Source organism: Polaribacter sp., from assembly GCF_051251875.1.
Lineage (GTDB): Bacteria > Bacteroidota > Bacteroidia > Flavobacteriales > Flavobacteriaceae > Polaribacter.
In genome coordinates this window covers 75,280-88,302 of sequence record NZ_JBPOGL010000015.1, presented here as the reverse complement: position 1 = coordinate 88,302, position 13,023 = coordinate 75,280, and the positions used below count along the sequence as shown (strand labels likewise).

Below are 13,023 nucleotides of genomic sequence, written 5' to 3'. Positions count from 1 at the left end.
GTGTTAAAAATGTAGAATTTTTCCTATTTAGATTAACAACAATTTTTGCCTAAACACAACAATTGCGAATGATCCGACAAAATCATCTAGAGTTTACTGATGGGTTTAAAACGGATGAAGATTGCAAGAAATACTTGGCTGATATGAAATAAAAAGGGCTCAATACAAAAAGTTGTGGAGTAAACAAAAAAAGCAGCTACATTAAATATGTAACTGCTTAATTTTTAAGTAGCGAGAACGGGATTTGAACCCGTGACCTCAGGGTTATGAATCCTGCGCTCTAACCAACTGAGCTACCTCGCCATTGTTTTGAGGCTGCAAATATAATAGAATTTTAGAAACTAGCAAGAAGTGTTTTTAATTTTTTTTAAATAGAATTAATACCTATATTGTCAACCTAAGAAATTAACAATGGAAAAAGTAAAATACGAATTAGAAATCCCTATTCATGCATCTCCAAATATGCTATATCAATATATTTCATCTCCTTCAAATTTGCAAGAATGGTTTGCAGACAAGGTAAATGCTAGGGGTAAGATTTTTACTTTTGTGTGGGACGGCTCAGAAGAACAAGCAGAGCTAATTACTAAGAGAGCAGAAGAAAAAGTTCGGTTTAAATGGCTAGAAAGTGAAGATGATGAAAGTTTTTTTGAAATAAAAATTGAGGTAGATGCGCTTACCAAAGACGTCTCTTTAATTGTAACAGATTTTGCAGAAGTTGAAGATGAAGTAGAATCTGCTAAGCAATTATGGGAAAATCAAATAGATGAGTTAAAGCATACTATTGGAGCCTAGTTTTATTTTGAAATAAGTAGTTTTAGTAGGTTACAGTAACTATTTTACGTGCTTCGCAATAACTCATAGCAACATTACAATTAAATTCTGCCTATAGTTTTATGGTACAGTATTCTGTAGACCAAACATTTGGCTCTTTACGTAAAAAGAAAGAGCTTTTTACGTTTTATTACAACACTAAATTATAGTAAATTCGCTTTTTTTAAATTATTGATATGATTAATTTTAATGGGCAATTATTGTTTTCTGAAAACATAAAATTATCAACAGAAAATAGAGGTTTTAAATATGGAGATTCAATTTTTGAAACCATAAAAGTACTCAATAAGAAAGTTGTCTTTTGGGAAGATCATTATTTTAGATTAATGGCTTCTATGAGAATGTTGCGTATGAAAATACCAATGGAATTTACGCTAGAATTTTTAGAAAAAGAAATTTTAAAAACCGTTGCCGTACAAGATGAAGCTGCTTCTTTTAGAGTACGATTAACAGTCTACAGAAAAGACGGTGGTTTATATACTCCAACAACACATAAAATTGATTATTTAATTGAAGCTAAAGAGAATTCTTATCAAACTAAAACTTCATATAATTTAGATGTTTACAAGGATTTTTATAACTTTTCTGGTCTTTTATCTACTATAAAAACCAATAATAGAATGGTAAATACTTTGGCTAGTATTTATGCAGATGAGAATGATTTAGACAATTGCATTTTGTTAAATGAAAGAAAAGGAGTTGTAGAAGTTACCAACGGAAATATTTTTGTTGTGAAAGGTAATATTATTAAAACTCCTGCATTAACAGAAGGTTGTATTAAGGGTATTGTTAGAAATAAGTTGATAGAAATTATTAATAAAAACAAAGAATACACCCTAGAAGAAACTAGTATTTCTCCTTTTGAGATTCAAAAAGCAGATGAAGTATTTATTACAAATGCCATTGTGGGGGTTCAACCAGTAACTAATTACAAAAAGAAGAAATTTACTACAGAAATTGGATTAAAATTAGCCAAAAATTTAAATGTACTACAAATAATACCCATGTAATTATGATTGCTTTTAAGCTATAAAATACACTTTCAGAAGTAACACACTTTTGATGTAAGTTTTCAAAAAAAAAAAAGCCTCAAGAAAATTTATTTTCCTTGAGGCTTTTCACTTTCTTAAGGTTTTATAAAATTTTAGGAACCTTAAAGCCTAAGCTTCCCAAAGTAATTTTTGATTTGTGAATACCGAACTTCACTCTCATAACAAGTAGCATCTGTAAAAATAGAAGCTTGTTCTTTTATAAAATTAGACCATTTATGGAAAAGTATTTTTTTAGCTTTTTCTATGGATAAATTTTCAACTAATTCGCAACGTATTTGATACACAATTTTATAATTAATCAATCGATTAGAATCCAAATCAATATCACAGAAAAATAAATATTCAATATTACCGAATAGCCGAATAGATTTTTCCTAGTTTGCTTAACAAAAATTGATTAAAATAAAGTTGAAAGTTTTTACTAGCAAAAAAATTGAAAATTCTTCCTAAAACTCGGAAATTCTTTGTAGTTTAGCCTCTCATAGATAAATTAAAACCCCGTTTTTTGAGTTTATAGCTCGATTTCGGGGTTTGATTTTTTTAAAAAAGAATTTATTATTTTGATAAACAAGTGTTTATTTATTTGACAAAGGAAAGATACAATTTGAATGTGCTTTTTTGATGTAGAATTTTATAGTAGACAATTAATTTAAATTAAAATCTTTGGGTGCATTTGCCCAAAGTTTATAGTCGCCTCCTTTTTGTAATAATTTATTTTTCCAAAGACTATTGTCATCCATCGAAAAGATATTTTCAAAATCATTTTCTGAAACAAACCAAGAATTTTGATTCATTTCTTGGTCTAGTTGATGTTTTGCCCAGCCAGAATATCCTAAGAAGAAACGAATATCAGACTTGGTTAAAGCATTCGTATTCAATAAATTTTTAAGGCTTTCAAAATCTCCACCCCAATAAATTCCATTGGCAACTTCTATACTATCTGGAATTAAATCTGGAATTGTATGCACAAAATATAAATTATCTTGTTCTACCGGTCCGCCTTGATATAATGGAAAAAAACAATCTAATTCAGGCATTACATCATGTATTGTATAACCTAATGGTCTGTTTAAAATAAAGCCAACAGTATTATTAGGAGTATGTTCCGTTAATAAAACTATAGTTCTATTAAAAGAGCTATCATTTAAAATAGCGGGTTCTGCAATTAATAATTTTCCTTTAGATGGTTTCAAATGTTTGTTTAAATAGAATTTTAAATATAAGAAAAATATATACATAAAAAAAACTCTCTGGTAAAAGAGAGTTTTTATATTCCTAAAAAATTATATTTTTAGTTTACAGCATCGCTTAAACCAGCTCCTGCTTTGAATTTTGCTACATTTTTAGCAGCAATTTGAATAGTGTTACCTGTTTGTGGGTTTCTACCGCTTCTTGCAGCTCTATGAGAAACTGAAAAAGTTCCAAAACCAACTAATGCAACTTTATCACCACCTTTTAACGCTGAAGATACATTATCTGTAAAAGATTCTAATGCCGCTTTTGCTGCTACTTTAGAAATTCCTGCATCAGCAGCCATTGCATCGATTAAATCTGACTTGTTCATAATAATAAGATTTTTAAATTAAATTAATTTTTTTCGCTATTAGCTTAACAAATATAGGCGTATTAAGGGTTTGCGCAAATTTGAAGTACTAAAATGTACCTTTTTGTTAATAAAAGATTGTAAATTGTTAATAAAGTTGAGTGAAAATATAATAAAATCGTAAAAACCGCGCTATTAAAGGGTTACACCATTTTTGCTTCTGATGAAAAGTGATATCCATTTAGTAAGCTTTTTGCATCCATTTTTTTCTTTCCAGAAAGTTTTATTTCATTAATAATGATAAAACCATCTCTAACAGCTACTTTTAGCTCCTTTTTTGTGGCTATTATTTTTCCTTCATCAAAATGATGTTGTTCTATTATTTTTGAAACTCCATAAATTTTAACAGAAATCTCTTCGTCATTGTTTTTTAAAACTGTCCAAGCGGCAGGAAAAGGATTTAAACCTCTAATTTTATTATAAATAGTAGTTGCCGAAAGTGACCAATCTATTTTACAGTTTTCCGGATTTAATTTTGGTGCAAATTTTTCTTCTAACTCGGGTTGTTTTTTAGTACTAATTTTTCCTTGTGCAATACTATCTACTGTTTTTACAACTAAATTTGCTCCTAAATACATTAAGGTATCATGCAAGCTACCTACAGTTTCTTCATTAGAAATTGGGGTAGATTCTTGTAAAATAACTTCACCCGTATCAATTTTATCATCAATAAAAAAAGTAGTAACACCGGTTTTTGTTTCTCCGTTTATAATTGCCCAATGTATAGGAGCTGCACCTCTGTAAGCAGGTAATAGAGACGCGTGCAAGTTAAAGGTTCCAAATTCTGGCATTTGCCAAACTGCTTTTGGTAACATTCTAAAAGCAACAACTATTTGTAAATTTGCTTTTAACTCTTTTAATTCCTTTAGAAAATCATCATTCTTTAAATTAGTAGGTTGCAATACCTTTAAATTTTGAGAAATTGCGTATTTTTTTACATCAGATTCATTTAGTTTTCTCCCTCTACCGGCAGGTTTATCTGGTGCTGTAATTACACCAACTACTGTATAGTTGTTTTCTACCAACTCTTTTAAAATGTGAACTGCAAAAGAAGGTGTTCCCATAAAAACAATGCGTATGTTGCTCATAATTAGTTGTTTGTTTTGAATTTGTTTTGATGATTAATACTAATTTTATTAGAAGATAATAAAAAACGTAAATGTAGTAAAATCTCTTTTTCATCCGTTTCTAATAATTGACTAATTTCTTGCGAAGACAAACTTTTATTCTCTTCTAAAAGTTGTAAAATATCTGCGGATGTAATGGTTTTTTGTTTCTTTTTTTGTTGGAGACAAACATCACAAATTCCACATTTGTTTTGAGTACTTTCATCAAAATAATTTAAAACTTGTTCACTTCTACAAATGGTATTGTTTGTAATAAATTTAATTAAATCGGCATTTTTTTTCCTTCTTTGATGTATATATTTCTCAATTTCTTTAGAACATCTATTAATAGTTTTATCATCTTCTCTTGGCACTAATAGCGCAATTTCTGTATCTGATTTTACAGGATTATAAAGTACCAATTCATCTTTATGTAAACGTTTTAGGTAGGTAATTACCTGAGCAGATGTTATGCCAGCTTTTTTTGCAATTATAAATTCATCAATTTTTATTTCATGCTCAAAAAGCCCACCATAGTTTCTTAGTATTGAGTTAGTAAACTTTTTTAAAGACGAATTTTTTTCAATATAATTTAAAACAATTCTGCTACTTGTTATAAATTGTAAGGTAGATTTTTCGTTGTAATTATTGCTTATCTCTATAATACCGTTATTAGATAAAATTTTAAGAGTGGTATTTGTTTTTCGAACGGAAAAATTATATTTTCTACAAAAATCAAGATTATTAAAAGGAAAAGTTTCTTCTAAAATTTCTCCGTTTGCTATGTTAAAATATTGATAGAGTTTTTTATGAATTTCCTTAATTTCTAGAATAGAAGGAATTTCTGAGATCGCTTTTTCCTTAAATAATAAAATATCATTTTCATTTTGCAATAAAACGGCAAAAGATTTTTTTCCATTTCGGCCAGCTCTTCCTGTTTCTTGTACATAATTCTCTACACTAGAAGGTAAATTAAAATGGACAACAACGCCAACATTGGGTTTATCAATTCCCATTCCAAAAGCATTGGTTGCTACAATAATGCGTGTTTTTTCTGACATCCAATTATCAAAAGCAGTTTGCTTTTCTAAGCGAGACAAACCTGCGTGATAATAACTACTTTTAAAATGGTTTGCTTGTAAGAAGTTAGAGATTTCTAGCGTTCTTTTTCTAGAATTTACATATACAATGGCGGGTGTTTTTGTTTTGGTAAATATTTGTAATAACCTTTTAAGTTTATCTTCAACAGTAAAAACTTGATAGGCTAGGTTTTCTCTAGAAAAAGATTTTCTAAAAATAATTGGGGTTTTTAATTCAAGATTTTCTGCAATATCATGTAAAACTCGTTGGTTTGCAGTTGCGGTTACGGCAATAAAAGGAGCGTTGGGTTGTAGCGTTCTTAAAATTTTTATTGTTCTGTAAGATGGTCTAAAATCATGTCCCCATTCAGAAATACAATGTGCTTCATCAATAGCAACTAAATTAATGTTTAGTTCTTGTAATTTTTGTTGAATAAAAACAGATTGTAACCTCTCTGGAGAAAGGTATAAAAATTTAATTTTCCCAAATTTAATATTGTCAAAAAGGGTTATAATATCATCTTGTTTTGTGCCAGAAGGAATTGTAGTTGCTTTAATATCTAGCTTTTGTAAGTTTTCTACTTGGTCTTTCATTAATGCTATTAATGGTGAAATAACCAAACAAACTCCTTCTTTTGCCAAGGCAGGAATTTGAAAACAAACAGATTTTCCGCCACCTGTTGGCAACAAAGCAATAACATCTTTTTGCTCTAAAACAGCGTTAATAATTTTTAATTGCGGTTCTCTAAAAGAGGAAAATCCCCAATAATTTTTTAATATTTCTACAGGTGAAATCATAAATCGCAAGTTAGCGAATCTATGATAAAATTGGTACGATCTTCTAAAGAACCAAAAGGAACATTAATAATAGTATATCCTAATGATACGTAAGCTTTTATTAAAAATTGATCAATAATTATGGCTTCATCAAAGGTTTCATAACGTTCATTATCTGTGGTATGTATTTTTTCCCAAGGAGAAAAATGAAATATTTTTTGATAGGTATATTGGTTGCTTTTTTCTACAAAAGAAGTAGGATATTGGGTGTTAAAATAATTTAAGTATGCAATTACATCAGGAATTCCTCTGTCAAAAAAAGCCCATTTTTTATCACTTTTATCAGCATTTAAAAATTGTTGTTCTCTACCTTCTAATAATAACTTGCTAAACAATAAAGGCTCTGTTAAAAAAAGTTGATCAATTCCTTTTTTTTGAGCGTTTAAAGTTACTTCTCTAGATATTTCTGGAAAACAACAATAATTTCTTTCTATAAGTGTATTTATTACTGAGGTTTTACCTGTTCCCGGACCACCTATTAAGACTATTTTTTGTTGATTTTTTTGCAAGTAACTAATTATTTTAAGGTTATTTTTGTTGATTTTTGGTCGGAAAAAGGAATTACTTTGTTCAAAAAACAATAGGTTTTAATCAATTCTGATTTATTGGTTTTTACAAAAATAAATCATTCTCTTTATAAAACTAATTTTTAATGTAAATTTGTGGCTTGTTATTTGTAAATAATGACAATAATATGGAAGATAAAAAAGAATTTTACAAGAAATTACAAGGACAATTAGATGATACTACAAAGTTTCCTGCAGATTATTTATACAAGTTTATTGTACCCACCGATGAAAATCAAGTTAAAGAAGTAGAAAATTTGTTTAACAACACCGGAGCAGTAATTACTACAAAAAAATCGAAAACAGGAAAATATATTAGTGTTTCCATCGTATTAAAGATAGCTTCTTCTAAAGATGTAATTTCGTATTATAGAAAAGCAGAAAAAATTAAAGGAATCATTTCATTATAATTACAAAAGTTTATGAAAAAAAGAGTTTTATTAGGTCTTATTTTAAGCGTATCAATTGCTTCTTTTTCACAGAAAAAAGACAAAACATTAGTAACCATTGATGGTGAAAAGACTACGGTAGAAGAGTTTAAAAACGTATATGAAAAAAATTTAGATGCTATTGATAACGAGGAAGGAAAAAGCGTAAATAATAATTTAGATCTTTTTATCAATTATAAATTAAAAGTAAAAGAAGCGTATAAATTGCAACTAGATACTTTACATTCTTATAAGAGAGAGATTAAGATGTATAAGAATCAACTTGCAGAACCTTATTTAAAAGATACTACTTATTTAGATAAATTAGTGAAAGACGCTTATTATAGAACAAAAAATGAAGTAAAAGCAAAACATATTTTAATAAGATTGCCAAAAGATGCTACACCAAAAGATACTTTAGCCGCATTTACTAAAATTATCGATATTAGAAATAGTATTGTAAATGGTGGCGATTTTGAAACAATTGCCGCGGCAAAATCAGAAGATAAATCTGCACAAGATGATGTAGCTACCGGAAGAATAGGAAATAAAGGAAATTTAGGTTATTTCTCTGCTTTTAGAATGGTGTATCCTTTTGAATTGGCTGCGTACACTACTAAAGAAGGTGAAGTTTCTATGCCATTTAGAACGCAATTTGGTTATCATATTTTAAAGGTTGATGAATTTAGAGCTTCTAAAGGTCAAATAGAAGTGGCGCATATTTTAATAACCGATACAACTGCTGTTGGTAAAACTAAAATTGATGAAGTTTACGGTAAATTATTAAAAAATGAAAAGTTTGAAAATCTTGCCAAAAAATATTCTAATGATACCAATTCTAAAAATAATGGTGGTAAATTAAATAGATTTGGATCAGGGCAAATGGTACAACCTTTTAACGATGCTGCTTTTGCGCTTACAGAAGTGAACAGTTATTCAAAGCCTTTTAAAACGCGATACGGTTGGCATATTTTAAAATTATTAAAACAACACCCAGTACCTCCGTTTTCTGAAATGAAAAAACAAATAACTGGGCAAATAAAAAGTAGCAACCGCATGAAGTTTTCTACCAATGCTATTGTTCAAAAATTAAAGAAGGAATATACAATTATAGAAAATGAAAATGCTAAGAGTATTTTTGAAAGAAAAGATATCAGAAATATTCCTAAAGATTCTTTACAAGCTATAATTTTAAGTATCAATGATAAAAATATTACACAAGAAGAATTTATTAATGATATAAAAAATAAAAAGAATCTTCCGGTATTTACCCTTTTTGAAGAGTTTAAAGAAAAACATATTTTAACTTATTACAAAGAGAATTTAAAATTTACCAATAAAGAATATGCACAAACAATTAAAGAATATGAAGATGGATTATTGCTTTTTGAGTTGATGCAACAAAAAATATGGAATAAGTCTTCTAAAGATACTATTGGTTTGCAAAACTTTTATAATTCTCATGTAACAAACTATAAATCTAAAGAATTAAAAGAGGTAAAAGGTGAGGTAATGAATGATTATCAGAACTTTTTAGAAAAAAATTGGATAGCAGATTTAAGAAGAAAAAGTAAAGTTAAGGTTGATAAAAGACAACTTAAAAAACTAATTTCATTGTATAATAAGAAGTAAATGAGAGGTATAGCCATCCTTTTTTGTATTGTTTGTTTAAGCTCTTGTAAATATTTTAAAATACAAGAGAAGGAAAATAATACCTCAGAAATTGTAGCTATCGTAAACACAGAGAAATTATTTAAAAAAGATCTATTAACCAATTTGCCTAAAAATATTCATAAACAAGATAGTCTTATTCTTGTGAATAGTTACATACAAGATTGGGCAATAAAACAGTTGTTACTTAGCAAAGCAAAAGATAATAATACGGAAGAAGATAATTTAAAAATAAATAATTTAGTAAAAGATTACAAAGAAAGTTTGCTTATAAATAACTATAAAGAACAACTTATAAAACAACAGTTAGATACAGTTGTTTCTGATGAGAAAATAGCAATTTATTATGCAAATAACCGAGGGAATTTTAAATTAAATGAAGAATTGGTAAAGGTAAAATATCTTCATTTTAGTGAAAACATTAAAAATAAAAATGAATTTATTAAGCTTTTTAAATCAGAAAAAATTGAAGACTTAGAAAGCCTAGAAAAACAACAATTAAGTTTTAAATTTCATCAGTTTAATGACTCCGTTTGGACTCAATTAGATAAGGTTTTGTTAAAACTGCCGTTTTCTAAGGAAAAACTGTTAAAAAAAACAAAATTCATTCAAGAACAAGATTCATTAGGTTTATATTTGGTGGCTATAAAAGACGTTTTAACAAGAGATTCTATAGCACCATTGGGCTATATAAGATCTAATATAAAACAAATGATTTTGCACAAACGTAAAATAGAATTAATAAGAGATATTGAAAAAATAATAGTAAAAGATGCAACAAAAAACAACAATTTTAAAATATATTAAACCTTTAATTCTTACGGCCTTTTTTGGGTTGGTAAGTTTACCCACATCAGCACAAAAAATTAAAATAGATGGTGTAACCGTTGTTATTGGTAAAAATATTGTTTTAGATTCTGATATTGAGAAATTTAAACTAGAAGTAGAACAAAGAAGCGAAGGGAAAATAAAAATTTCTGATTGTGAAATGTTAGAACAATTAATGGAACAAAAACTATTATCGCATCATGCAATTATAGATAGTGTTACCGTTTCTGATGCAGAAATTACTAGTAATGTAGAAAGAAATATTCAATATTTTACCCAGCAATACGGATCTCCAGAAAAAATGATAAAAGCCTATGGTTTTAATGATTTAGAAGATTTAAAAAACGAATTAACTATTATTGAAAAAGAAAATTTACTCATTAGAAAGGAGCAAGAAAAAATTACAGAAAAAATAGATGTTACGCCAGAAGAAGTACGTTTGTATTTTAACGGTTTAAAAGAAAAAGGAGAATTACCACAATTTCCTGCAGAAATAGAATTGGCTCAAATAGTTATAAATGCGACACCTACTAAAGAAGAAAACGAAAGAATTTTAAATAAATTAAATGAAATAAAAAAAGAAATTGAAGATGGCGCAAGTATAAGAATGAAAGCCATTATTAATTCGGATGATCCTGGAGTAACACAAAATGGTGGTAAATATCCAGTTACAAAAGAATCTAATTTTATAAAAGAATTTAAAGAAATGGCTTTTACTTTAGATATTGGTCAAGTTTCTAAACCTTTTAAGTCTCAATTCGGATATCATTTAATGCAATTACATGAAGTAAAAGGAGATACAAGAATAGCTTCACATATATTAATGCAACCAAATATTTCTGAAGAAGAATTAACAGCAACAAAAGAAAAGTTAGAGAATATTGTTGCAGATATTAAAGCAGAAAAAATAACTTTTGAAGATGCTGTAAAACAATTTTCAGAAGAAAAAGAGACTAAAAATAACGGTGGTTTAATTATAAACCCATCTACAGGAGAATCTAAATTTGATTTAACAAGAATGGACCCAGCTTTTTATGCTAGAGTAAGTGATCTTAAAAAAGGAGAAATGACAGAGCCTTTTTATGACGTAACTAGAGGAGGAGATAAGATGTTTAAGTTTATTTTAATGAAAAATAGAACAGATACGCATGAAGCAAATATTGTAGATGATTATGTTAAAGTACAACAATTAGCTCTTCAGAAAAAGAAAGAAGAAACGATTACAAAATGGTCTAAAGAAAAAATAAAAGATACGTATATTAAATTAGCAGATCAACACAGAAAATGTAATTTTATCAGAAACTGGAAAAAAGAAACCAATAAATAATGTCTGATGTTAAAGCTGTAAATGAATTAGTAAATAAATTTCATTTATTAAAAGAAGAAATTGGTAAGATTATTATTGGGCAGCATGAAGCTGTTGATTTTACTTTATTGTCAATTTTTTGTGGCGGACATTCTTTACTAATAGGTGTACCGGGTTTGGCAAAAACGTTATTGGTAAACACCATTTCGGATGCTTTAGGTTTAAATTTTAAACGCATTCAATTTACGCCAGATTTAATGCCTTCTGATATTTTAGGAAGTGAAATTTTAGATGAAAACAGGCATTTTAAATTTATAAAAGGACCTATTTTTTCTAATATTATATTGGCAGATGAAATTAATCGTACGCCTCCTAAAACGCAAGCAGCACTTTTAGAAGCAATGCAAGAACGTTCTGTAACTGTTTCTGGAAATCATTATAAATTAGCTCTTCCGTTTTTTGTATTGGCTACACAAAACCCAATTGAGCAAGAAGGTACCTATCCTTTACCCGAAGCGCAATTAGATAGGTTTATGTTTTCTATCTATTTAGAGTATCCAACGTTTTCAGAAGAAGTAGCTGTTGTAAAAAGCACAACAAGCAATCATCAACAAACCATAAAATCTTTATTTTCTTCAGAGGAAATTATTGCAATTCAGCAATTGATTCGTAAGATTCCTGTAGCGGATAATGTAATAGAATATGCGGTAAAATTAGTGGGTAAAACAAGACCAAAATCTGCAGAAGCTACGCAATTGGTAAAAGACTATTTAGATTGGGGTGCAGGGCCAAGAGCTTCACAAAACTTAATTTTGGCAGCCAAAGCACATGCTGCGGTAAAAGGAAAATATTCACCAGATATAGAGGATGTAAAAGCGGTAGCAATCCCCATTTTGTCACACAGAATTGTAAAAAATTACAAAGCAGAAGCAGAAGGAATTACCATAACGGATATTATTAATTCGCTATTATAAAAAAAAAGAGATTGAATAAAATTCAATCTCTTTTCTTTAGTAAAAAAACTATTTCCTACTGTTTATTTTCCAAAAAGACCACCTAATAAACCACCTAGTCCACCAGATTTTTTATTACTTCCACCTAAAACCATTCCTGCTACATCATCAATTACAGAACCATCACCATCGGCATCAAGAATTTTTTCTAGAAAACTTTGTTCATTTTTAGTTTCGCTACCTCCTAATAAACCACCTAAAAGACCTGTTAAATCTCCAGAATTACTAATGTTTTGCTCTTGTTTTTGTTTCCCTAAAACTCCCATTAATAATGGTGCAGCTACTTTTAATATGTTTGCAACTGAGCCAGCATCCAGTCCAGATTTTTGACCAATAACTTGCTCAACACCTTGTTGCTTGCTACCCAAAATATGACCAAGAATTCCAGCACCATCTTGTTTTACTGATTCATCAACGCCACCACCAAATAAACTACCTAGGTTGTCTAAAATACTTCCATCATGTTTGCTAGATAAAGCGTTCATTAATCCATCTGCTCCTTCAGTAGTAGATGCATTTCTTTCCATAGCTTTCATTAAAACCGGCAATGCCATTGTTAAAACACTGCTTGTTTTGCTAGTATCGTTTCCTGTAGAACCAGATACACCTGAAATTATTTGTTTTCCTAAGTCACTATTCAATAAATCTAAAATTCCTGCCATTTTTTATGATTTTAATAATTAATATGTTTGTTTTGTTT

At 28.7% G+C, this 13,023-nt stretch carries 13 protein-coding genes and 1 tRNA gene; 7 read left to right on the top strand and 7 right to left on the bottom strand.

Annotated elements, in window-relative coordinates; genetic code table 11:
- Positions 1-229: 229 nt before the first annotated feature.
- Positions 230-303: transfer RNA gene (locus tag ACSHW5_RS08650), tRNA-Met, on the bottom strand.
- 108 nt (positions 304-411) lie between these two features.
- Here ACSHW5_RS08650 and ACSHW5_RS08645 point away from each other — a divergent pair.
- A complete protein-coding gene (locus tag ACSHW5_RS08645; protein WP_435675722.1) occupies positions 412-795 on the top strand; it encodes an START-like domain-containing protein in 384 nt (127 codons plus the stop codon).
- Between the two features lie 215 nt (positions 796-1,010).
- Positions 1,011-1,844 (top strand): aminotransferase class IV, encoded by an 834-nt coding sequence (locus ACSHW5_RS08640; RefSeq protein WP_435675721.1) that lies wholly within the window; start codon positions 1,011-1,013, stop codon positions 1,842-1,844.
- A gap of 686 nt (positions 1,845-2,530) precedes the next feature.
- Here the strand turns inward: ACSHW5_RS08640 and ACSHW5_RS08635 are convergent.
- The 5 genes from ACSHW5_RS08635 to ACSHW5_RS08615 form a co-directional block, all read right to left on the bottom strand.
- A complete protein-coding gene (locus tag ACSHW5_RS08635; RefSeq protein WP_435675720.1) occupies positions 2,531-3,124 on the bottom strand; it encodes a YqgE/AlgH family protein in 594 nt (197 codons plus the stop codon).
- A 53-nt stretch (positions 3,125-3,177) separates the two neighbouring features.
- Entirely contained in the window at positions 3,178-3,450 is a 273-nt protein-coding gene (locus ACSHW5_RS08630; protein WP_435675719.1) for an HU family DNA-binding protein, read from the bottom strand.
- 182 nt (positions 3,451-3,632) lie between these two features.
- On the bottom strand, positions 3,633-4,577 hold the full coding sequence (fmt, locus tag ACSHW5_RS08625) for a methionyl-tRNA formyltransferase (RefSeq protein ID WP_435675718.1): 945 nt from the start codon (positions 4,575-4,577) through the stop codon (positions 3,633-3,635).
- Positions 4,578-4,579: 2 nt separating this feature from the next.
- Positions 4,580-6,472, bottom strand: coding sequence for a RecQ family ATP-dependent DNA helicase (locus ACSHW5_RS08620; protein WP_435675717.1), 1,893 nt, complete (start codon positions 6,470-6,472; stop codon positions 4,580-4,582).
- On the bottom strand, positions 6,469-7,020 hold the full coding sequence (locus ACSHW5_RS08615; RefSeq protein ID WP_435675716.1) for an AAA family ATPase: 552 nt from the start codon (positions 7,018-7,020) through the stop codon (positions 6,469-6,471). Before ACSHW5_RS08615 ends, ACSHW5_RS08620 begins: the two co-directional genes overlap by 4 nt.
- 185 nt (positions 7,021-7,205) lie before the next feature.
- Between ACSHW5_RS08615 and ACSHW5_RS08610 the strand changes: the two genes are divergently transcribed.
- From ACSHW5_RS08610 to ACSHW5_RS08590, 5 genes are read left to right on the top strand one after another with little or no spacing between them, the layout of a single operon-like run.
- Entirely contained in the window at positions 7,206-7,487 is a 282-nt protein-coding gene (locus ACSHW5_RS08610) for a DUF493 family protein (RefSeq protein ID WP_435675715.1), read from the top strand.
- Between the two features lie 12 nt (positions 7,488-7,499).
- Complete coding sequence (locus tag ACSHW5_RS08605; protein ID WP_435675714.1) at positions 7,500-9,137, top strand: peptidylprolyl isomerase; 1,638 nt, start codon at positions 7,500-7,502, stop codon at positions 9,135-9,137.
- Positions 9,138-9,983, top strand: a complete 846-nt coding sequence (locus ACSHW5_RS08600; protein ID WP_435675713.1) for a hypothetical protein — start codon at positions 9,138-9,140, stop codon at positions 9,981-9,983.
- Positions 9,949-11,331 (top strand): peptidylprolyl isomerase, encoded by a 1,383-nt coding sequence (locus ACSHW5_RS08595; protein ID WP_435675712.1) that lies wholly within the window; start codon positions 9,949-9,951, stop codon positions 11,329-11,331. The genes ACSHW5_RS08600 and ACSHW5_RS08595 overlap by 35 nt, the downstream gene beginning before the upstream one ends.
- The gene (locus ACSHW5_RS08590; protein ID WP_435675711.1) at positions 11,331-12,284 is read left to right on the top strand and encodes an AAA family ATPase; all 954 of its coding nucleotides are present in this window, start codon (positions 11,331-11,333) and stop codon (positions 12,282-12,284) included. Before ACSHW5_RS08595 ends, ACSHW5_RS08590 begins: the two co-directional genes overlap by 1 nt.
- Positions 12,285-12,346: 62 nt before the next feature.
- Here ACSHW5_RS08590 and ACSHW5_RS08585 read toward each other — a convergent pair whose 3' ends face one another.
- A complete protein-coding gene (locus ACSHW5_RS08585) occupies positions 12,347-12,985 on the bottom strand; it encodes a DUF937 domain-containing protein (protein WP_435675710.1) in 639 nt (212 codons plus the stop codon).
- Between the last annotated feature and the right edge of the window lie 38 nt (positions 12,986-13,023).